The sequence below is a fragment of the Paraburkholderia sp. SIMBA_030 genome (genome assembly GCF_046535245.1).
In the GTDB taxonomy this organism is placed as follows: Bacteria; Pseudomonadota; Gammaproteobacteria; order Burkholderiales; family Burkholderiaceae; genus Paraburkholderia.
The window spans coordinates 1-21,588 of record NZ_JAWRXB010000024.1 but is presented as its reverse complement, the minus strand read 5'-3'; the positions used below and the strand labels follow the sequence as shown (position 1 = coordinate 21,588).

Annotated in this window: 20 protein-coding genes, 1 tRNA gene and 1 riboswitch; of the genes, 6 read left to right on the top strand and 15 right to left on the bottom strand. The window is 64.0% G+C overall.

Annotated features, from left to right (window positions below; all coding sequences use genetic code 11):
* Window position 1 precedes the first annotated feature (1 nt).
* From SB772_RS32510 to SB772_RS32450, 13 genes are all read right to left on the bottom strand, one after another.
* On the bottom strand, window positions 2–1,186 hold the full coding sequence (locus tag SB772_RS32510; RefSeq protein ID WP_410837244.1) for a beta-ketoacyl-[acyl-carrier-protein] synthase family protein: 1,185 nt from the start codon (window positions 1,184–1,186) through the stop codon (window positions 2–4).
* The gene (locus SB772_RS32505) at window positions 1,183–3,885 is read right to left on the bottom strand and encodes an MMPL family transporter (RefSeq protein ID WP_410837243.1); all 2,703 of its coding nucleotides are present in this window, start codon (window positions 3,883–3,885) and stop codon (window positions 1,183–1,185) included. Before SB772_RS32505 ends, SB772_RS32510 begins: the two co-directional genes overlap by 4 nt.
* Window positions 3,885–4,547 carry an outer membrane lipoprotein carrier protein LolA gene (locus SB772_RS32500; RefSeq protein ID WP_410837242.1) on the bottom strand — a complete coding sequence of 221 codons (663 nt, stop codon included), beginning with the start codon at window positions 4,545–4,547 and terminating at the stop codon, window positions 3,885–3,887. Before SB772_RS32500 ends, SB772_RS32505 begins: the two co-directional genes overlap by 1 nt.
* Window positions 4,535–4,966, bottom strand: a complete 432-nt coding sequence (locus SB772_RS32495; RefSeq protein WP_410837241.1) for an acyl-CoA thioesterase — start codon at window positions 4,964–4,966, stop codon at window positions 4,535–4,537. The genes SB772_RS32500 and SB772_RS32495 overlap by 13 nt, the downstream gene beginning before the upstream one ends.
* Window positions 4,963–6,561 carry an HAL/PAL/TAL family ammonia-lyase gene (gene hutH / locus SB772_RS32490; RefSeq protein ID WP_410837240.1) on the bottom strand — a complete coding sequence of 533 codons (1,599 nt, stop codon included), beginning with the start codon at window positions 6,559–6,561 and terminating at the stop codon, window positions 4,963–4,965. Before hutH ends, SB772_RS32495 begins: the two co-directional genes overlap by 4 nt.
* Complete coding sequence (locus SB772_RS32485; RefSeq protein WP_410837339.1) at window positions 6,548–8,263, bottom strand: glycosyltransferase family 2 protein; 1,716 nt, start codon at window positions 8,261–8,263, stop codon at window positions 6,548–6,550. Before SB772_RS32485 ends, hutH begins: the two co-directional genes overlap by 14 nt.
* Window positions 8,263–9,972: an AMP-binding protein gene (locus tag SB772_RS32480; RefSeq protein WP_410837239.1), complete on the bottom strand. Its 1,710-nt coding sequence runs from the start codon at window positions 9,970–9,972 to the stop codon at window positions 8,263–8,265. The genes SB772_RS32485 and SB772_RS32480 overlap by 1 nt, the downstream gene beginning before the upstream one ends.
* The gene (locus tag SB772_RS32475) at window positions 9,969–10,631 is read right to left on the bottom strand and encodes a hypothetical protein (RefSeq protein WP_410837238.1); all 663 of its coding nucleotides are present in this window, start codon (window positions 10,629–10,631) and stop codon (window positions 9,969–9,971) included. Before SB772_RS32475 ends, SB772_RS32480 begins: the two co-directional genes overlap by 4 nt.
* Entirely contained in the window at window positions 10,631–10,882 is a 252-nt protein-coding gene (locus tag SB772_RS32470; RefSeq protein WP_115098760.1) for an acyl carrier protein, read from the bottom strand. Before SB772_RS32470 ends, SB772_RS32475 begins: the two co-directional genes overlap by 1 nt.
* 3 nt (window positions 10,883–10,885) lie before the next feature.
* A complete protein-coding gene (locus SB772_RS32465) occupies window positions 10,886–11,197 on the bottom strand; it encodes a phosphopantetheine-binding protein (protein WP_410837237.1) in 312 nt (103 codons plus the stop codon).
* Complete coding sequence (locus SB772_RS32460; RefSeq protein WP_410837236.1) at window positions 11,172–11,966, bottom strand: lysophospholipid acyltransferase family protein; 795 nt, start codon at window positions 11,964–11,966, stop codon at window positions 11,172–11,174. Before SB772_RS32460 ends, SB772_RS32465 begins: the two co-directional genes overlap by 26 nt.
* A complete protein-coding gene (locus tag SB772_RS32455; RefSeq protein ID WP_410837235.1) occupies window positions 11,950–12,702 on the bottom strand; it encodes a beta-ketoacyl synthase chain length factor in 753 nt (250 codons plus the stop codon). Before SB772_RS32455 ends, SB772_RS32460 begins: the two co-directional genes overlap by 17 nt.
* A gap of 129 nt (window positions 12,703–12,831) precedes the next feature.
* On the bottom strand, window positions 12,832–13,128 hold the full coding sequence (locus SB772_RS32450) for a hypothetical protein (protein WP_410837234.1): 297 nt from the start codon (window positions 13,126–13,128) through the stop codon (window positions 12,832–12,834).
* Window positions 13,129–13,294: 166 nt separating this feature from the next.
* A riboswitch (yybP-ykoY riboswitch) is annotated at window positions 13,295–13,464 on the top strand.
* A gap of 57 nt (window positions 13,465–13,521) precedes the next feature.
* Between SB772_RS32450 and SB772_RS32445 the strand changes: the two genes are divergently transcribed.
* Window positions 13,522–14,094 (top strand): TMEM165/GDT1 family protein, encoded by a 573-nt coding sequence (locus tag SB772_RS32445; protein ID WP_410837233.1) that lies wholly within the window; start codon window positions 13,522–13,524, stop codon window positions 14,092–14,094.
* A gap of 124 nt (window positions 14,095–14,218) precedes the next feature.
* Here the strand turns inward: SB772_RS32445 and SB772_RS32440 are convergent, their stop codons facing one another.
* Window positions 14,219–14,911, bottom strand: a complete 693-nt coding sequence (locus SB772_RS32440) for a DUF4136 domain-containing protein (RefSeq protein WP_410837232.1) — start codon at window positions 14,909–14,911, stop codon at window positions 14,219–14,221.
* Between the two features lie 247 nt (window positions 14,912–15,158).
* On the opposite strand from SB772_RS32440, the gene pepN reads away from it, so the two are divergent.
* From pepN to SB772_RS32415, 5 genes are all read left to right on the top strand, one after another.
* Complete coding sequence (pepN, locus tag SB772_RS32435) at window positions 15,159–17,855, top strand: aminopeptidase N (RefSeq protein WP_410837231.1); 2,697 nt, start codon at window positions 15,159–15,161, stop codon at window positions 17,853–17,855.
* Between the two features lie 185 nt (window positions 17,856–18,040).
* The gene (locus tag SB772_RS32430; protein WP_410837230.1) at window positions 18,041–18,313 is read left to right on the top strand and encodes a type II toxin-antitoxin system RelE/ParE family toxin; all 273 of its coding nucleotides are present in this window, start codon (window positions 18,041–18,043) and stop codon (window positions 18,311–18,313) included.
* A 16-nt stretch (window positions 18,314–18,329) separates the two neighbouring features.
* A complete protein-coding gene (locus SB772_RS32425; protein ID WP_410837229.1) occupies window positions 18,330–18,785 on the top strand; it encodes a HigA family addiction module antitoxin in 456 nt (151 codons plus the stop codon).
* A 122-nt stretch (window positions 18,786–18,907) separates the two neighbouring features.
* Window positions 18,908–19,924, top strand: coding sequence for a class 1 fructose-bisphosphatase (locus tag SB772_RS32420; RefSeq protein ID WP_410837228.1), 1,017 nt, complete (start codon window positions 18,908–18,910; stop codon window positions 19,922–19,924).
* Between the two features lie 55 nt (window positions 19,925–19,979).
* A tRNA-Thr gene (locus tag SB772_RS32415) sits at window positions 19,980–20,055 on the top strand.
* 770 nt (window positions 20,056–20,825) lie between these two features.
* Here the strand turns inward: SB772_RS32415 and SB772_RS32410 are convergent.
* Window positions 20,826–21,452, bottom strand: a complete 627-nt coding sequence (locus tag SB772_RS32410) for a hypothetical protein (RefSeq protein ID WP_410837227.1) — start codon at window positions 21,450–21,452, stop codon at window positions 20,826–20,828.
* Between the last annotated feature and the right edge of the window lie 136 nt (window positions 21,453–21,588).

Sequence of the window (21,588 nt, the reverse complement as noted above, 5' to 3'; positions counted from 1 at the left end):
ATCATCGGCCGAGGATCAGGCTGACATTGCTGCCGCCGAAGGCAAACGAATTGCTCATCACATATTGCATGCCCGTGCCGCGCGGCAAAAACCGTTCGCTGACGACGAGGTCGAGCGCGGGCAGCGCCGGATCGGCTTCGCCGTCCCACAGATGACGCGGCAAGGCCACACCGTCGCGCGCCAGCGTCAGCCATGCGAAGCCGAGTTCGGTGGCCCCTGCTGCGCCGAGTTGATGACCGGTCAGCGGCTTGGTGCCGCTGGTCGCGACGCCGTCGGCGAAAACGCCCGCCATCAGGTTGGCTTCCATCTCGTCGTTCTTGCGCGTGGCGGTGGCGTGCAGATTCACATAGCCGATCGCCGAAGGCGCGACGCCCGCATCGGCCAGCGCCTCGCGCAACGCGAGTTCGCCGCCGACGCCGCGCGGGTCCGGTGAGGAAATATGATGCGCGTCGCTCGATTCACCGGCGCCCGCGAGTCTCACGGCGGCTTCGTCCCGGCTCATCAGGAACACGGCGGCGCCTTCGCCGACGTTGATCCCGCAGCGATTGCGGCTCATCGGATTGGCGCGGACCGCGCTAGTCGATTCGAGCGAAGCAAAGCCCTGCACCGTCAGCTCGCATAACGAATCGACGCCGCCCACCACCACCGCATCGCATAGTTGCAATTGCAGCAGCCTACGCGCAGACACGAAGGCTTTCGCGCTCGACGTGCAGGCGGTCGAGATCGTGTACGCGGGCCCGTACACCCCGAGCGCGGCGGCGGCGAACGGCGCCGCGGTACCGATTTCCATCTGCCGATAATTGAAGTTGGCCGGCAAGTCGCCCGCTTGCGCCTGATAGACGAACGCGGCCTCGGCCGCTTCGATACCGGACGTGCTGGTGCCGAGCACCACGCCGATTCGATGCGCGCCGTAACGCTCGCGGGCCGCTTCGATTTCGGGTGCGATCTGTGCAAGCGCGGCGAGGAGCAGCCGGTTATTGCGGCAGTCGTAACGTACGAGTGAAGCCGGCGGCGCAAGCTCGAGCGGCGTAAAAACGCTGCCGACAAACGCCTCGCCGATGCCGGTATGTGCATTCGCCATGCCCGGCGCATGCGCCGCAGCCAGCGCGGGAACAATCGCCTCGAGGTCGTCGCCGAGCGCGTTGATCATGCCGAGCGCGTGCAAATAAACTGATGGCGCGCTCATGCGGCCCTCCTTGATTCCGATGGCATGCCGATCGGCGCGAGCAGCACCGACACCGCAATGCCGAGCGCGAGCGTGGCGCCGAAGCTCTTCAACGCAGGCATCGCGCTCATGCCGAGCATGCCGAACGACAACAAGGTCGTCGCCGCCGACAGCAGCACGCCCGTCCACACCGCGCCGAGATCGGCGTCCGCGCGCAAACAGCCTTCGCGCAGAAACACGGCATAGTTTGCGCCGACGCCGAGCACTAGCATCAGCGCGAGCCAGTTGAACAGATTGAGCGGCACGTGGGCATAGCCGAATACCGCCAGCGTGACGCCGACCGCGAGCAGCACCGGCAGCGTCACGGCGATGCCGCAGCACACGCTGTCCGTCAATCTCCCAATCCCCCAATCCCCCAAGGGGACTTCTTTCGGGGCGGGGGACTTCCTTCGGGGCGGGGGACTTCCTTCGGGGCGGGAGACTTCCTGCGGGGCACCCCCCAATCCCCCAAGGGGACTTCCTTCGGGGCGGGGGACTTTCTGCGGGGCGTAACGCAGCGTCAACAACACCAGCACCAGCGCCAATGCACCCGCGAGCCACCAGCCGCTATCCACGCGATACGCGCCGAACAGCTTCGACACGCTCGCTGCCTTGTCGACAAAAGCAACGCCTGGCAGGGCCTGTGCAGTGGCGATCAGCGCCGGCTCGTTTTGCGGTGTCACGCCTTGTGGAATCACGACCGCCGCATAGGCTCTGGTGGCCGAATCGACTTCGCCCAGCCACAGATGTCGGTACGGCTGCGACCACGGCGCGGCGAGCCACCGGTCGACCGTAAGCACCGGCTGCGGTTTGGCGTACGCGGCGAGCCACGCGTCAGCGACTTCGTCTTTAAAGCCGGCCTGCAACAACGTGGCGCGCAACGCCGCCGGATCGTTGAACACGTGCTGTGCGAGCAGCGCGCGATCTTCGTTCTGCTGTTTCGCGGACGGCACGAACGCCGTTACCGATTGATAGCTGCCGACCTTGTTCTCTGTGCCGTTCAGCGCGTCCAGTTTCGCGCCCAACGCTTCGGCACGTTGCAGCACGATTTCCGGCGTCTCGCCGCGCACGACAAAGAACTGCGCGCTGTTATCGACGCCGACCGCGTCGCGCACCTTGTTTTCCTGCGCCACCAGCGACGGATCGCGCTGGATCAGCAGATGGATATCGTCATCGCTGGTCAGCCGCAACCAGCCCGGAACCGCAACGGTCAACAACAGCGCAGCGACAAACCACGCACGCTTGCCGCCAATTACGCGATGCCACACCGTCAACAAACGCGCAGCCCCGGCGAATAAGCGCCGCGGGCTGCGCTTCGGCGCACGCACCAGCAGCGCCGGCAACAACCACAGCACCGACGCGAACGCCGTCACGATGCCCACCATCGCGAAGCAGGCGATCTGCTTGAGCGCGGGAAACGGCACCCACGTCAGGATCGCGTAACCGAGCAGGCTCGTGACGAGCGCAACGGTCAACGCCGGCCGCACCGCACGCGCGCCGCGGCGCGCATCCCAATCGCGTCCGCCGCCGAGATAGACCACGAAGTACTGAATCGAATAATCGACCGCTTCGCCGATCAGGCTCGCACCGAACACCAGCGTCAACAGATGCAGCTTGCCGAACACCAGCATCGTCACGGCCAGCGCGCAGACGATGCCGAGCGCCGTCGAAACAAAGCCGAACAACAGCAAACGCGGCGAGCGGAATACCCACAGCATCAGCAATGCAATGCCGACCAGCGACGCGACGCCGATCAGATGTACTTCATGCTCGGATGCGCTTCGCGCCGATTCCGCATAGAACACCGCGCCGGTTCTCGCGACCGACACCTCGGGGAACGACTGTTTCAACGCGCTTTCGCCGCGCGCGAGCGCGTCGAGCACCGCGTGCTGCGTCTTCGATTCGTATGCGGAGCCTGGCAGCGTCGCGACGATCAGCACGCTGGTGGCGGCGCCACGATGCGCGACCAGCAAGTTGTCTTCGAGTTCGAGATTCGATGTTGCCAGCGGCAGGCCCCCGAGCCAGTGTTCGAGCCAGCCGAATGGATCGTCGGCGAGCGGCGTTGTCAGGCCGCCGCGTAATGGGCTGTAGATGCGTTGAGCGAGCGCGTCCCCCAATCCCCCAATCCCCCAATCCCCCAATCCCCCAAGGGGACTTCCTTCGGGGCGGGGGACTTCCTTCGGGGCGGGGGACCTCCTTCGGGGCGGGGGACTTCCTTCGGGGCGGGGGGCTTCCTGCGAGGCGTCGTGCGAAGACGTCGCCGAACCGCTTGCCAGCGCCGCGCGGTCCGCCGGCGCCAGCAAGCCGAAGCGATACGGCATGTACAACGCGGCGATCTGCGACAGATCGAACGGCGGCAATTCCGCCGTCACCGAGCCGAACGCACCGCTCTTTTGTAGTGACGCGCCGAGTTGTTTCGCCGCCGCTTTCGCGTGCGCATCGTCGTTACTCGTGACGAGAAATACCGTGCGGTCGCCGAGCGCGCTCGCCAGCGTATCGACCGCTTTTTCGGCAACCGGATCCGCTTCAGTAGCCGGCAGCAACGCGAGCAGATTGGTCTGCAACGGCGACGGCCCGGCGAACCGCCAGCCGCAGTACAGCGCCGCGACGAGCGCGAGCAGCAGCCACGCGGCGCGGATGCTCCACGCCTGTTTCGCGGACCGCTGTTGCAGCACCTGCATCACGGCGCCCCAAACAAGGTGCGCTCAGCAGGCGTCGGCTCGGCGACGGCCGCGCTCTTCGCGAAGTCGAGCTTCGTGATGTCGCCGTTCGCCAGCGTGATGCGCAGGCTTTGCAGATAGTCGCCGCCATTCATCTGCAAACCTTTGATCGACTGCGCGATTTGCGGCTGATTCGGCGTCAGTTGCATGCGCCATTGCGCGGCGCTGCCTTCGGCCTGCACGTCGAATTGCGAGTACAGCGCCGACAGATCGCCGCCGAGCATCGCGCGCATCATCTTCGACACCTGCGCGACGCCGCGGGTGCCTTGCGCGCTATGTGCCGTCACGCGCCGGCCGTTGGCGTTGACCTCGGCGACACCCGCATCGGTGATCACGTAGGTGGCTTTGTACGGCGTGTCGATCTGCCAGATCACGCCGCGCTCGCGGAAGAACAACAGTGAACCGGTGCTCACGAGCGGCTGCTTCATTGCGGCGAGCGTTTGCGTTTGCGTGAATTGCGCGCGAACGCCCTTCGCCTGGGCGAGGTGCGTGGCGATCTGCGAGACGAGTGCGGGGTTGCCCGCGTCAGGCGTGGTTGCCGCCGCTAACGCGGGCACGGCTACCGCCATGTTTAACGCCAGCAACGCGCCCACAACCATGCCGCGGAAATTCATCGTGCCCATGCACGCTCCAGTTTGTCGAACACGACCGGCGGCGACACGAACTGCAATTCCTGCGTCGCGGCGTCGACGGCGACCTGGATCGTATAGCCCTTCGTCAGCCGCGTGCCGGATGTGCAATCGACGATTTCATAGCCTATTTTCAGGCGGTTTTCGTGTTCGAGCAGTTGCGTGCGCACTTCGATCTTCTGACCGTAAATGGCCGGCCGCACATACTTGAGATGCACCTCGACGATCGGCCACAGATAGCCCGAGGCCTGCATCTCGCGATAGTCGTAATCGAACCTGCGCAGCAGCGCGGCGCGGCCGATCTCGAAGTACTTCAGATAGTTGCCGTGCCAGCACACGTTCATCGCATCGACATCGTGAAACGGCACTTCGACCGTCGCGCTCGCCGTCAGCACCTTGCGGGATTCAGTCATGCGCCGGCGCCTCCGCGATAGCCTTCAATCAGATCGCAATCGGCGATGCGGGCGGTCAGTGCACGCAGCTCGCTTTCCAAAGCGCGGTCTTCATCGACGAATGGCGATTGCGCCGTCACGCTATCGATGAATCGTTGCAGCGGCGCCGGGACCGGCGTCGTGCCGTCGATGCGCAAACGCAGCCGCGCCGCCTGCACCGTTGCCAATGTGTGCGCGGCGGCGACCTGCTCGGTCAACTCCAGTACGCGCAAACAGTCGCGCGCGGCGATCGTGCCCATGCTCACTTTGTCCTGATTGTGCGCTTCCGTCGAACGCGAGAACACGCTTGCGGGCATCGTGTTCTTCAACGCTTCGGCGGTCCATGCCGACGATGAAATCTGCACCGCCTTGAACCCGTGATTGATCGCGGCGCGCGCGGGCACGGCGCCCGACAGATTGCGCGGCAGGCCGTTGTTGAAATTCACATCGACCAGCAACGCGAGTTGCCGGTCCATCAGATCGGCGAGATTGGCGATCGCCACTTTCAGCGAGTCCATCGCGAACGCGATATGGCCGCCGTAGAAGTTGCCGCCGTGCAGCACGCGTTCGTTGTCAGGGTCGATCAGCGGGTTGTCGTTGGCGCTGTTCAGTTCGTTCTCGACATCGCGGCGCACCCACGACAACGCATCACGTGCGACGCCGATCACATGCGGCGCGCAGCGAATCGAGTAACGATCTTGCAGACGATGTCCCGGCGTATCGTCGCGTCCTGCCAGGTCGGCGCGAATCCACGCGGCGGCTTCGGCCTGGCCCGCGTGCGGCTTCACTTCGAACAGCATCGCGTCGAAATGCGCGGCGCGGCCGTCGAGCGCGACGGTCGAGAGCGCCGTGAGGCGCGCGGCGAGCCGCGTCAGATGATCGGCCCGCGCGAAGGCGAGACAGGCGAGGCCCGTCATCACCGCGGTGCCGTTCATCAATGCGAGGCCTTCTTTCGGCGCGAGCGTCAATGGGGTGTGGCCGAGTTCTGCCCACACTTCACGCGCGTCGCGCAACCGGCCTTCGAACATGACGTCGCGCTCGCCGGCCAATGCCGCGGCCACATACGAGAGCGGTGTCAGATCGCCGCTCGCGCCAACCGAACCTTCGGACGGAATGCGCGGCAACACGCGATGATTGATCAGATCGGCAAGGCGTTCGAGCAGCACGGTGCGCACGCCGGAAAAACCATAGGCCAGCGAGTTGAGGCGCGCGGCGATCACTGCGAGTGTTTGCGCGTCGTCGAGATAGGCGCCCATGCCGCAGCCGTGATAGCGCGTCAGTTGCAACGGCAACGCTTCGACGAGTTCCATCGGCACGTCGACCACGCACGCGTCGCCATAACCGGTGTTGACGCCATACACGGTGGCGCCCGCCGCGAGATGCCGCCGCAGGAAATCCGCACCGCGTTCGATGCGCTCGCGCCACGCCGGATCGGCGCTCAACGCAACCGGCGCACGGTGCCGCGCGATCGCGACGACCTCTTCGATCGTCAGCTTGCGACCGCCCACAACTACCTGCGCCACCTGCTCCACCTGCGCGGCGGCATTCGTATCGTCGATCAGATCATGTTCGGCCATTTGCGCCTCGCTTGGGGCTGGCCCAGAAATCGAAAAAATTGAACCATTGATAAGGCGCCTTGCGGCAATAGTGTTCGAGACGTGCCGCGTAACGCTGCGCCCACGCCGCCAGATGCTGCGCGCGTTCGCGGCGCGGCAACTCGATGCGCTCGGCGAACGGCTCGAAGTAAAGACGATAACCGTCGCGCTCTTTCAGGCAGAAAAACAGATAGACCGGACAGCCTAGCGCATGCGCGAGCACATACGGGCCCTGCGCGAACGGCGCGGTCGAGCCGAGAAATTGCGCTTCGGTGGTGCGGCCCAGTTCGTGTGCGGGCACGCGGTCGCCGACGATCACCAGCAACTCGCCCGCGTCGACGCGCTCCTGCATCATAATCGCGGTCTGCGGCCCGAAGTCGCTGACTTCGAGCAGATGCCGCGCGAACTCGCTGTTCGCCGACGCCAGCACGCTATTGAAGCGCCGCGCGTGTTCGGTGTAGACAACCGCCGTGACCTTCGCGTGCGCGCCTTGCGCGGCGAGTGCGCGGGTCATCTCCAGATTGCCGAGATGCGCGCCGATCACGAGCGCGCCTTTGCCGCTCGCGACCAGTGCTTCGAAGGCCGACGGATCGTCGAATTCGACGTCCGCATTGCTGACATGGCCGGACCATGCGGCCAGCTTGTCGAAACCGGATTGCGCGAACGCCAGCATGTGCCGGTAGGCGGACAGCCATCCTGGACGCGGCGTGCGCGCCTGCGGCGCGGCCCGGCTGAGGTGCGTGAAGTAGTTGCTCGACGCTTCGCGCGCGGCGCGTCCCGTCAGCAGAAAATACGCGACGATCGGATGCAGCCACAGCGCGGTGAAACGCCGGCCGAAGAGCTTGCAGCTGAGCGCGAGCAAGGACATGCCTAAATGACTGCCGCGCTCCGCGATACGCCACCAGTGCTGCTCCTGCTGGTCGCTTGTCATGACCGGGCGACGCGGCATCACCTTGTGCGCGAGCAGCATCGGCAGACGCCACAACATGCCGAACACGAGCCGCGTATGACTGCGGCTGATAAGCACGTTGTCCCACAGCACGTCGAAATGCGACACGCCATCGGTGGCGTAGGTGACACGCGTGGGAATCGAGCGGAACGCCGCGCGCCGCCAATGGAGACGCACGAGAATTTCGATGTCGAAGTCCATCCGCGTCGGCAATGGCACGCTGTCGATCAACTCGCAGACCAACGCAAGCGGATACAGGCGGAAGCCGCACATCGAATCGCGAATCGTCAGCGAGAGCGTCTCGATCCACACCCACACATGCGTCAGATAGCGGCCGTAGAGGCGCGACTTCGGCACGCTGTCGTCGTATACGGGGCGGCCCAGAATCACCGCGCCCGGCTCGGCTTGAGCGGCTTCGATGAAGCGGGGCACGTCGGCGGCGTCGTGCTGGCCGTCGGCGTCGATTTGCAGCGCGTGCGTGTAGCCCGCTCGACGTGCCGCCCGCAGGCCGGCCATCACCGCTGCGCCTTTGCCGCCGTTGACCGGCAAGCGCAGCAGCGTGAGTTGGCCCGCGTAGCGTCGAGCGAGCGCGGCGAGCACCTGCCGGGTCGCCTCATCGCTGCCATCATCGACGACGAAGAGCGGCAAGCCATGCACCGCCAGATTGGCGACGGTCGCGCCGATCGCGTCCTTGTGGTTATAGATGGGAATGACAATGCACGGGACGAAGCGCATCACGCGGGCTCCCGATACACGATCAAGCCGGATGCGCATTCGCGCCCGTCGAGCCGGTACGCGAACTGCACGCGCCGCCGTGCGGCATCGTGTGCGAGCGTCAGATTCAACAGCGCGCCCGGCGGCACCGGCTCCATGAACTTGAGCCGGTCGATCGACGCAAGCTGACGCACGGCCGGCACGTGTTCGGCGGCCAGACGCATTGCCCAGTCGACCTGCACGACGCCCGGCAGAATCGGCAGACCGGGAAAATGGCCGGCGAAATGCACGAGCGTCGGCGGCACGCGCAGTTCGTAGTGCAGCGTCTCGGCGCAGCGCGCTTCGGCGAGCACTTCGACGCCGTCCGCGCGTGCGTCGAAAGCGGCAGCGACGGCGGCAACGGGCAGCTTGCCGCGTGCATCGAACGGTAACGTGATGCGGAAACGCCAATGGCGCGGCAGCACCACCACGTCGAAATACGCGGCCAGATGACGGCGCAAGGTTTGCGCGAGCAGTACGCGGCCCTCGCCTCGCAATGCGTCACTACCCGCTTCGGTCAGCGCGACCACGGCGCCGACGCGCTCGCGCGAGGCGCCCTCCAACGGCACGATCGCCGCTTGCGCGACATACGGATGCAGCACGAGACGCGTTTCGAGTTCCGGCAGCGACACGCGCTTGCCGTCGAGCTTGAGCACGCGATCGAGACGGCCTTGCAGGCGGAAGCGGCCGTCGGCATCGAAGGCGATCTTGTCGTCGGTACGATGCCAGCCGCGGTGATCGAGATGGGGCGAGCGAACGTTCAGCGCACCGTCTTCGTCGCGGCGCACTTCGATGCCCGCCACGGGTTGCCACGTATCGGTCTGATCCTGGCGCCGCCACGCGATGCCGCCGGTTTCCGTGCAGCCGTAGATTTCGAGCGGCGCGGCGCCGTAGGCGGCGGCATATTCCTGTGCGGCTTCCAGTGCGAGCGGGCCGCCGGATGAGAAGACGGCACGCGGCGCGGGGTTCCACGCGGCGAAGCCGGGCAACGCGGGCCAACGGGACAATTGCGCGGGCGTCGAAACGATCACCGTCGCCCCGCATTGCTCGATTTGCGTTTGCAAATGCAGCGGCTCGATGCTGATCGCACGGTCGAACGCGCGGCCCGCGGCGAGCGGCCACAACACGCGAAACAACAACCCGTAGATATGGTGATGCGGCACGCTCGCGAGCATCGTCGCGTCGCCGATCAAGGCGCCCCACTGCTTTTCGAGCGTATGCACTTCGGCGTTGAACTGCGCGAGCGTCTTGCGGATCGGCTTGGGGGTGCCGCTGCTGCCCGAGGTATAGAGCGTCAACGGGGCGTGCGGATCGACGGTGTGATCGGCGGTTGTTTGCGCATCGCTCGGCGTCGGCGCAAGCGCCGCCAGGTCCGCGCCGGTCAACACGGTATCGTAGGCTTCGGCAAGATCGGCAAGATAACCGGGGGTCGCATTCGCCGGGATCACCGGCTCCTTGCCGCATGCGAGCAACGCGAACAGCGCGCAGGCGAAGTCGAACGGATCGTCGATGCATAGCGCGTAGCGTTTCGCGTCCTGCTCGCGCAAGCTCGCAACGAGGCTCGACACGCGCGCGCGAAACGCCGAGCGGTCGAGCACCGCGCCGCCATCGCGGCATACCGGCGCATTCACAGGAGCATGAGCGGCCGCGGCGTCATGCGCTGCCGACAGCAGATCGTGCAACGCGATCATGCAGCCTCCGAGCGCGCGGAGCGCGGCAGCACAACCAGATAACGCCAGAGCACTTCGGCCACCAGCAGCACGCCGATCAGCCCGTATGCAATCGCGCCGTTATAGAGCGACCAGCTCGCGCGGCTCCAGTACAACGCGGTGTAAGCGGAAAATGCGCCGTTCAGCACGAAGAACACGCACCACACCTGCGTCACGCGGCGTGTATGGCGCACGGCAGACGGCGGCAGATCCGGATTGCCCAGCCGGGCGAATTTTTCGATCATCGACGGGCCGCGCACGAGCGTCGCGCCGAACGCGATCAACAGGCCCAGATTGACGAGCGATGGATAGAGGCGCAGCAGCAGCTCGCTATTGGTCAGCACGATCGCCGCCGACGCGCAGCTCAGCAACAAGGCCACGGCCCAATCGATCGGGGAGAGCCGCCGCAGCGACGTCGCGACCGCGCCGCTGCCCGCCCAGCGTTGCAGCCACAAAATAGCGAACAGCATGCAGCCGACATAGCGCGGCGTGTCCCAACGCCACGCGCACAGAATCAGCGCGGGATACGCGAGCTTCAACGCGGCCTGTAAAACAATCGTGGCCCAGCGGCGCTCAGCGCCGGGGGCAGCTTCGCCGCGAGGGCTGGCTGCCGCTTGCATGCGCGAGCGCACTGAAGGCATCAGCCCTGCGCCGCCAGCAGCGATTCGACCGCACCGATCACATCACCCACCGTGCGCACCGACTTGAATTCTTCCGGCTTGATGCGGCGGCCGGTCATTTCCTGCAATTTGATCGCGAGATCGACTGCATCGATGCTGTCGAGATCGAGGTCTTCGAACAGGTTCGCCTCGGGCGTCACGCGTTCCGGCTCGATCGCGAAGTTCTCTTTGAAGATGGCGCGGATGCGCTCAAGAATATCTGCCTCGGACACGATTTATTCCCCCTTCTTTGTGGTTTCGTGCACAGCGTGCGCCGCTTCGTGCACCGCTTCGCGCTGACTGGCGACCAGCGCGGCCAGTGTACTGATCGAACGGAAGTGTTCGCGCGTGCGTTCATCGTTCGCGGCGATGGCCAGTTGGTATTGTTTGCGCAGCACGATGCCGATTTCGAGCGCGTCGATCGAATCGAGACCGATGCCGTCCGTATCGAACAACGGGGCATCGTCGTCGATATCGGCGGGGCTCAGGTCTTCCAGATCGAGCGCTTCGATCAGAAGCTGTTTAATTTCCAGTTTTAAAGAATCCATAATCGAACAGGTGCTGGGTAATGTGTGCTTCGATGGCGCTCGTTACGCTGCGCGCCGCGAGAGACGGTGAAGTGTCGTGGGCCGCAAGCTGCTCGATGCCAAGCGGCTCGAGCACGTTCACGCGCATCCGGAAAGCACGCGCCGGCACGTCGTACCAGCGCATCTGCTTGGTGAACGCCGGCGGATCGCAATCCATCAGCACCGGCACGATCGGCGCGCCGGCTTTCAGCGCCATATGCGCGAAACCGCGCGAAAACGCGTGCAACCGGTTCGGCGCGGGGCTGCGCGTGCCTTCGGGAAAAATGATCATCGTATAGCCTGCCTCGAGCTGCCGCGCGCCGGCTTCGACGAGCGCCGACGGATCGGCGTTGCTCACATATTCAGCCGAGCGCACGATCCCCCAGAAACACGGGTTGCGCCAATGCGCGTTTTTCACGACGCAACACGCACGCGGCGTCAATGACAGCAGCACCATCACGTCGAGATAGGTCGGATGATTGGCGACGACGATCGCCGGACCGCCCGCGCGCAACACCTCTGCGCCCGACACCTCGAGCGCCATCACGCCGATGCGCTGCAACACCGCGACCAGCGCGCGGAAAAACCAGTGGATCACGCTCGTCACCGCACGCTGGCGCGACACCCGATGCGGCCAAAGCCACGCGAACGGGAACACCAGCACCGAGAACAGCACGCCGCAGATGCCGAACACCACGAACGCCATGCCTGTCGCGCAGAACCGCCAACCATAATCAAGCCGCGCCGTCATGCCAGCTCCAATGCCATGTGACGCCCGTACCTTGCCACGCAGCGGACCTGCGAGTGTCGAGACAATGTTGCAGCGCCTGGCTCTGGGTCGCAAACCGCGCCTCCGCGTCCGCATCTGCGCCTGCTTCCGCCGGGTTTGCTTGCGAGGACGCAGATACAGATACAGATGCAGCCGCCGCACCCGCGCCGGACAGCGTGCAGACGAGTTGCCCCGCCGCCGTTTCCTGGTTCAGCAGGATCGCGATCGCGCCACCCTGCACCTCATCTTCAATGGTGCCGTACCGGGGATCGGCCGGTTCGTCGGCGTACACCAGCAGCACCGGCGATGCAGGCTGCGTCGCATATTGTGCGTACGCCTCGAGCAGCGCATAGCCGAGCGTTTCGGCGCCGGCGGAGATGGCACTGGCGGCGGAGCGGTCGCCGCGCGCAATGCCGAACACGCCGGTCATCGCGTTCAGCACGGACAGACTGAAAGCGGTCGGCGACACCGGCTCGCCCGCGCTGATCGAGCGCAGGATGTCGGTGGTGCGCCGCAATTCGCCGTGGCGCGAGGCGAACACGACCCGCACGTCGTCTTGCGCCACGCAATCATGCGCCACCTTCAGGGCGATCCTGGACAAAGTGCTCAGGCGACGCCGCACGATCGGCTCGATGAAGCCGATATCGGGTGCGGCAGATGCGGCAGCAGGCCAGCTAGACCAGCGAGCGACCGGAATGGTCCAGTGCAGATCGGGCATATCGGTGTTCGCGCGTAGAAGCGAGGAGAGGCTGAGGATGCCTGACGGGAAACACAGCCGTCACAGCATGTGCGCGCCGCGCGGACCGGCAATCTCCAAACGGGGCTCAATCCAATCTTCTTATAAGGTTCACATGGCCCCAATTATTGAGTCGCCACTGCCGCTTTGCGGTGGATTGTTCCACTGCCGCTTTGCGGTGGATTGTTCAAGGCTCCTGTGGTCGCCGAAATCATACTTAATATTGTGGATTAAATCAGCCACAAAAGACGTATCCATCTGTATCCGTATCGCGGGTGCGACGGGTGGCTTGACGTCAGCCATCGCTACGCCTGCGGCACTCCTGCGCGCCACGATTGTGCGCTGGAAAGCCTCTTGCGCCGGCTGTCCAGCCAAGCACCCGGCAAACGCGAGCGCGAAGACTTTCATTTGCCTTTCCATACCTCTGTTTCAGTTCGGCACACTTCGACGATTCCGCTCGCCGCGGCGGCGATGCGCCATGGGCGCTCGGCGCACGTAAATGGACTGTTACAGCGTTTTGTGGATGGCGGCAGTGCGGGATTCAGGCGTCGCGCGCATTCTGGCCTGTTATACTCCGTCCCTCATTGGGGAGTAGCCGCCCCGCGACACGTCCGCGCCGCTGTGATCTGGGTGCGCCGAGCGTGCGATTCGCGGGGGCGCCTGTCAACAGACTTGGCCTGTACGGCCATGGCAGCCGCAGCCTCTGGCCTGGCGAGACCGATGATCCACACGCGCCGTAAGAGGGCCCGGCGTGTCGTGGGTCGTCGCTCGTTCGTATCTCGGCCCGGGGAAAACCAAAACGTGGATCACGCTTTTCTCATTTCTGCCGGAGCGGTCGCGCTTGCCGAAATCGGCGACAAGACGCAATTGCTCTCGCTCGTCCTTGCCGCCCGTTATCGCAAGCCGCTGCCGATCATTCTCGGCGTGCTGGCCGCCACCCTCGTCAATCATGCTTGCGCCGGCGCCCTCGGCGCGTGGCTCGGCTCGCTTCTCACGCCGACCATCATGCGCTGGGCGCTGGCTGCGTCGTTCATCGCGATGGGCTTGTGGATTCTGGTGCCCGACAGACTCGACGACGAAGAAGCCAACACCAACCGCACGCACTTCGGCGTGTTCGGCGCGACCGTGGTGACTTTCTTTCTCGCGGAAATGGGCGACAAGACGCAGATCGCGACCGTCGCGCTCGCGGCGCGCTTTCACGATTTCTTCGGTGTAGTGGCGGGCACGACGCTCGGCATGATGATCGCCAACGTGCCGGCGATCCTGCTCGGCGACCGCTTCGCCCATAAGCTGCCGACCAGCCTCGTGCATGGCATCGCCGCCGTGATGTTCGTGATTCTGGGGACGATGGCGTTGTTCGGCGTCGGCGTTTGAGCGCGGCGGCCGTGGCCGCTCGCCGCACTTGCAAGCCTCACAAACAGGACGGCCCGGCAGGCGTGACCTGCCGGGCCGTGTTTGTTGCAGCGCAGCGTGTACGGTTCGGCGCAGCGCTTGCCGCTTACTGCACGACCTTCGCGCCTGACGCCGGCGCTGCGGCAGGCGCGGCGACCGTTCCGGCAACCTCGTTCGATGCCCCGCCATTCTTGTCGAGCGGAATCTTCACCGTGTGCACGACGCCGTTGCCGAGCGGGAAGTCGGCTAACGCGCTGCGCGCCAGATAAGGCATGGCCCGCACCAATGACGATTCGCCGCCGGCGTTGCGCGCGGTCACGTTATAGACCTCCTTGCCGGTCGTACGCTCGGTGATCCGCACGCCGAGCAGATGCGTATAGATCGGGTAGCTCTGATTCACGTACCCGGCCGGGTATGGCCCCCACGGTCCCCACGGGTCGAACGGCCGGCCCCAATAAGGCGCCGGCCAAGGGTTGTAGTAGACCGGCTCGGCCACCGTCACCATGTCCGAGCGAATGCCATACGACAGCCCGACCAGATAACGCGCCTGCGACGCGTCGACCTGACGGAACGCATGCGGCGCGAGTTCGTTGGCGACGATGCGCTCGTAGGTGGAGAGCTCGAGGTTGTTCTTTTGATCCGCCGCCCGGGTGAACGCATAGGTCCGGGTGGCGTCGTTGCCGCTCCAGTCGGAGAAGGCCGTGACCTCGGTGGTCACGTAGGTCGTGCAGCCGGATAGCAGCACCGTCAGCGTCCCTAACAGCAGCGCGGCACGGCGGGTCCATCGATCGATGTTCATGGTCTACCTCGTGTTGCCTGTTATCGCCGGTCTTGACCGGGTTCGTACGTTCGCATGCTTTTGCGCGCCAAGGCACGCCCCGCCAGAGCATGCCCCGCGAAGGCGCGACCGATAATACCCTGACCTGGCGATTCGGTAAAAAGTTCGCTCCGCACGATCCGCCGAGGCTTTGTACAATGGCTCGACAAGCCCGGCTCGCGTGCCCTTCGCGCGCGTGACGGCTCGAGTCCCATCACTACAGAACGCCATGGCCGATACCGCAACGCCCAATGTGATCCGCCGCGCCGATTACGCGCCGCCCGCCTTCCTGATCGACACCGTCGCACTGGAGTTCGATCTGGTCCCCAAACGCACCGTCGTCAAGAACACGATGCGTGTGCGCCGCAATCCGGACGCCGCCCGCGCCGCGCATTTCGAATTGATGGGCGAACAACTCGAGTTCGTCAACGCCGCGATCGACGGCGCGCCCTTTACCAATGTGCATGCGCACGAGCACGGCCTGACGCTCGACAACGTGCCCGACGCTTTCGAGCTGACGCTCATCAGCATCTGCAATCCGGCGGAGAACACCACGCTGTCGGGCCTGTATGTGTCGGGCGGCAACTTCTTCACGCAGTGCGAGGCCGAGGGCTTTCGCCGCATTACCTATTTCCTCGATCGCCCGGATGTGATGGCGACCTTCACGGTCACGCTGCGCGCCGACAAGGCCGACTATCCGGTGCTGCTGTCGAACGGCAATCTGCTCGAAGAAGGCGATCTGCCGGACGGCCGCCATTTCGCCCGTTGGGAAGATCCGTTCAGAAAGCCGAGCTATCTGTTCGCTTTGGTCGCGGGCAAGCTGGTCGCGCTCGAAGAACGCGTGAAGAGCGGCTCGGGCAAGGACAAGCTGTTGCAGGTATGGGTCGAGCAGCACGACCTGGACAAAACCCGTCACGCGATGGATTCGCTGATCCACTCGATCCGCTGGGACGAGGAGCGCTTCGGGCTCGAACTCGACCTGGACCGCTTCATGATCGTCGCGGTGAGCGACTTCAACATGGGCGCGATGGAGAACAAGGGGCTCAACATCTTCAACACGAAGTATGTGCTGGCGAACCCCGAAACCGCAACGGACACCGACTTTGCGAACATCGAGGCGGTGGTCGGCCATGAATACTTCCACAACTGGACCGGCAACCGCGTGACGTGCCGCGACTGGTTCCAGCTGAGCCTGAAAGAAGGCCTGACGGTGTTCCGCGATCAGGAATTCTCTGCCGACATGGCCGGCGGTGCGACCGATGAAGCCGCGCGCGCCACCAAACGCATCGAGGACGTGCGCGTGCTGCGCCAGATGCAGTTCGCCGAAGATGCCGGTCCGATGGCGCATCCGGTACGCCCGGAAAGCTACGTCGAGATCAACAACTTCTACACGATGACGGTCTACGAGAAAGGCTCAGAAGTCGTGCGGATGTATCAGACGCTGTTCGGCCGCGACGGTTTTCGCAAGGGCATGGACCTGTACTTCAAGCGCCACGACGGGCAGGCCGTGACCTGCGACGATTTCCGTCATGCGCTTGCCGATGCGAACGGCCGCGATCTCGCGCAATTCGAGCGCTGGTACAGCCAGGCGGGCACGCCGCGCGTGTCCGTTCGGACCAGGTACGACGCCGCACAGCAACGCTACAGCATGACGCTCGCGCAAGGTTATGGCGAGACCGCGCCGGCCGCGCGCGACACGCAAAAAGGACCGCTGCTGATCCCGTTCGCGATCGGCCTGATCGGCAAGGATGGCGCGGATCTGCCACTGCAACTGGAGGGCGAAGCCCAGGCCGGCCCCACCACCACGCGCGTGCTCGAATTCACGCAGACCGAACAGACCTTCACGTTCGTCAACGTCGCGCAAGAACCGCTGCCCTCGCTGCTGCGCAATTTCTCGGCGCCGGTGATCGTCGAGTACGACTATTCGGCCGACCAGCTGGCGTTCCTGCTCGCGCATGACAGCGATCCGTTCAACCGCTGGGAAGCCGGTCAACGGCTCGCCACGCGCGAGTTGCTGGCGCTGGCCGGGCGCGCGGCGGCCGGCGCGCCGCTGCAACTCGACGATTCGGTAGTCGCCGCGTTCGCCCGCGTACTGACCGACGAGACGCTCTCGCCGGCGTTCCGCGAATTGGCGCTGATGCTGCCGTCGGAAGCGTACCTGGCCGAACAGATGACCGAATCGAATCCGGCTGCCGTTCACGCGGCGCGCCAGTTCGTGCGCAAGCGTCTCGCGAACGCGCTGGAGAAAGACTGGCTGACGGTGTACGAGCAACATCGCACGCCGGGCGAATACGAGGCGACGCCAGCCGCTTCAGGTCACCGCGCGTTGAAGAATCTCGCGCTGTTGTATCTCGCGGAACTGGACGATCCGGCAGAAGCCGTGCGCCTCGCGTCCGCGCAGTACGACGCGGCCAACAACATGACCGACCGCTCGGCGGCGCTCTCGGCACTGCTCAGTGCGTCGGCGGCCAACGGCGGCGGCGTGGAGGCGCAGCAGGGGCTGGACGACTTCTACCGGCGCTTCGAAAAGGAGCCGCTCGTCATCGACAAGTGGTTCGCTTTGCAAGCGACACAACGCGGTAGCGCGCAACGGCCGGTGATCGACGTCGTGCGCAAGCTGATGGTGCATCCGGCGTTCAACCTGAAGAACCCGAATCGCGCTCGCTCGCTGATTTTCAGCTTCTGCGCAGCGAACCCGGCGCAGTTTCATGCCGAAGACGGCTCGGGCTACGCGTTCTGGGCAGACCAGGTGATCGCGCTCGACGCACTCAATCCACAAGTGGCCGCCCGCCTCGCCCGCTCGCTGGAATTGTGGCGCCGCTTTACGCCGACGCTGCGCGACGGCATGCGCGCGGCGCTGGAAAAAGTCGCTTCGCAGGTGAAGTCGCGCGACGTGCGGGAGATTGTGGAAAAGGCGCTGGCGTGACGACGATCTGAAAGCACTTTTGGCATGCAAAGAGCCGGCACGTGTTGCCGGCTTTTTTTCGTCCTGACGCGGCGGCTTGACGGCAGCGTTAGCCATCTGGACGACTGTTCGTATCGTATCGGCCGGGTGAAAGTAAACGCATTCACTTAACGGTTTACGTTTAACGCGATGCGTTATATCATCCCATGATCACGAACAAAGCTACGGCGAGAATCTTTCAGGGCAGGTTCGTGCATTCACTGCCGCTTCACATGCAGGCACTCGCACGGCGCAAGCTGCTGATGATCGACGCGGCCAATTCGATCCACAGCTTGCACACGCCACCCGGCAACCGGCTCGAAGCTTTGCAGGGTGAGCGCAGCGGGCAATGGAGCATTCGCATCAACGCGCAGTGGCGCATCTGTTTTCATTTTGTCGACGGCGAGGCGCTGAATGTCGAGATTGTCGACTATCACTGATTATTGGGAGACCGGCATGGTCATCAAACGCTCCGATCTGGAGAGCATCGATTTCTCCGACATCGACACCGGCGAGCGCATACCGGAAATCCATCCGGGCGAGATTCTGCGCTGCGAGTTCCTCGAACCGCTCGGCATGTCCGTCAATGCGCTCGCGCTCGCGCTGCGCGTACCGGCGCCGCGCATCAACGACATCGTGCGCGGCAAGCGCGCCATCTCGGCCGATACCGCGCTGCGACTCGAGCGCTACTTCGGCGCGAGCGCGCAGTTCTGGCTGAATCTGCAGATCGGCTACGACCTGCGCGTCGCCACCGCGGCAGCCGGCGAGCAGATCGAACGCGAGATCGAGCCGATGCCGAAGGCGAACCGGCCAAAAATGCCGAAAATCACACCCGAACATGCCCGTGCCGCAGCGCTCGCCGCCAGCCTTACCGGCAATATCACGGCCATGAAGACACCCCGTAAAGCCTGAATTGCGCCGCGCAATACAGCGCTCGGCGACATCACCGCACTCCCTTGCATCTCAAAAGCATGGAGTCGACACAACCAGCGGTTAAAATCGAGATATTCCTCAAGCCTCCCTGGAGTACAGCAATGGCTTTGCAACGTCGTACCACTCTCACGAAGTATTTGATCGAGCAGCAGCGCGAGACCAACAACCTGCCGGCCGATCTACGCCTTTTGATCGAAGTCGTTGCCCGGGCGTGCAAGGCGATCAGCTACCACGTCAGCAAGGGCGCGCTGGGCGATGCGCTCGGCACGGCGGGCAGCGAGAATGTCCAGGGCGAAGTGCAGAAGAAGCTCGACATCCTGTCGAACGAAATTCTGCTCGAAGCGAACGAATGGGGCGGCAACCTGGCGGGCATGGCATCGGAGGAAATGGAACAGTTCTTCCCGATCCCGGCCAACTACCCGAAGGGTGAATACCTGCTGGTGTTCGATCCGCTCGACGGCTCGTCGAACATCGACGTCAACGTGTCGATCGGCACGATCTTCTCGGTGCTGCGCTGCCCGGACGGCCAGCAGCCCACCGAACAGTCGTTTCTGCAACCGGGTACACAGCAAGTGGCGGCCGGTTATGCGGTGTACGGCCCGCAATCCGTGCTGGTGCTGACCACCGGCAACGGCGTGAACTGCTTCACGCTCGACCGTGAACTCGGCTCGTGGGTGCTCACGCAAAGCGACATGCGCATTCCGGTGGAAACGCGTGAATATGCGATCAACGCGTCGAACGCGCGCCACTGGTACGAGCCGGTCCAGCAGTACATCGGCGAACTGAACGCCGGCAAGGACGGCCCGCGCCAGAGCGACTTCAACATGCGCTGGGTCGCGTCGATGGTGGCGGACGTGCACCGTATCCTGAATCGCGGCGGCGTCTTCATGTACCCGGCCGACAAACGCACGCCGGACAAGCCGGGCAAGCTGCGCCTGATGTACGAGGCAAACCCGATGGCGTTCATCGTCGAGCAGGCGGGCGGTGCGGCTACCAATGGCGAGAAGCGCATTGTGGATATTGTCCCGAAGAGCCTGCACGAACGTGTGGCCGTGTTCCTCGGCTCGAAGAACGAAGTCGACCGCGTCACGCGCTACCACCTCGAAGCAAAAAAGTGAGTATAGGGACTTGCCAAGCTCATAAAGAAGTCCATATAATCTCGTTTCTCCTGATGCCGGAATAGCTCAGACGGTAGAGCAGCGCATTCGTAATGCGAAGGTCGGGGGTTCGATTCCTCTTTCCGGCACCAACAGATTCAAGCACTTAGCCCACCTTTTCGAAGGTGGGCTTTTTGTTTTTCCGGGCCATGTAACCGCCATGTAACCCACGCGGAGCAACATGGCGTCATCCTAAGCAGGCGCGTCTTCCATCGTAAGAAGCGCTCGCATGTTGTGGGAAGGGACTGGCGAGGGGCCGCGCTGCGTGCTTGTGGTTCACTTTTCCGGAGTCACGCCGGATCACCATCGCCCGCGCCGCCGTCCTGCCCTGTGAGGTTCTGGTTGCGTCACATGAGGCATCGCACCACGGCGACTATCTTGCCGGTTCAACGCCATCGACACGCGAGCGTCCCCATAACGTTGCCTTGCCCATCCCTGACACGTCGCGCTTCCCTGCGGACGCGATACGCGACAGGTTGAAACTCCGCCCCGGCGAACGTGCCCGCGCCGCGCAGTCGGCGGCCACACTGGCGCGCCTTGCTCCCTGATCCGGTCATGCGGCGTACAGGATGCCCGAACGGGTTCATCAAACGGATCGACGTGACCCTATGCGGCGGGCGTGTCCCGGACTGTCATTCAGTCGCAAACGGGCGGGCGAACCGGAGAAGATTGAAATTGTCGTTGATGTACGCGATACCCGTCGCGAAGGTCTCGTGCCGACCCTCTACGGCCCGTCAGCTTCCTCGATAACGGACGCGCGCCTCTTGAATGAAACGAGAGATTGTTGTCGTCGAATAAACTGAGGGACGCCCCAAATGTTGCGCGGCCCTGCGGAAACGTGCCACCGACGCCTTCCTCGCGGCTATTCGTCAGTCACCGATTGCCCCGTTCTTCGAACGGCACAAACCTTCTCCGCATCTAGTATTGGCGTCATGCGATAGGCAACTATTTGCCTGTAGCGTTCACCTTGGTCCCAGAGGACTGCATAAGTGGCGCCCCGCCAGGTCCCGAAGTAAACGAATGCGTCCCCGCAGTACCCTGCTTCCTGAGAGAAGCTGTCGAGGGTTGGATTGCTTACTAGCCTATAGCCATCCGCAGCGCGGTCCAAATAGGTATCGCGCACGCAAGAAGCGGTGCCCACGTAACGGGCGATTCTTACAATGGGATTAGCTCTTCCGCGGATTGCTATGTCAGTCACGTACCCCGTCCAATCCGCATATTCAACCAGTTTGGTTCGGATGGAGTCGGCGGCGCCCGGCGCAGCGTTCTCCCAAAACTGGTCAGCCCGAATCTGCTTTGCTGTGCAGTTATCAAAACACAGTTCCCGCGAGCCCAAAATCGAAATATCGACATGTGGATGCTGCCGTTTCAACTGGGACAATGACATTTCAAAGTGCTCGCACACCGCTTGTGCATGAACAATCGCGCTGTAATTTCCGAGGCATGCCAGCGACGCTGAAGCAACTATGGCCTTCATGAATATGCGCATGTGCGGAGTATCCGTTCGAATGTTCAGTTTCGTAGCCCCACGCCGATTCCTGAGGCGAGTTGGGGGTGACCCGCTTCAGTGGACGGTTACGTAGTTGAATTGTGCCCGGGTGAGGGTCCTCCCTTTGATGTGACGT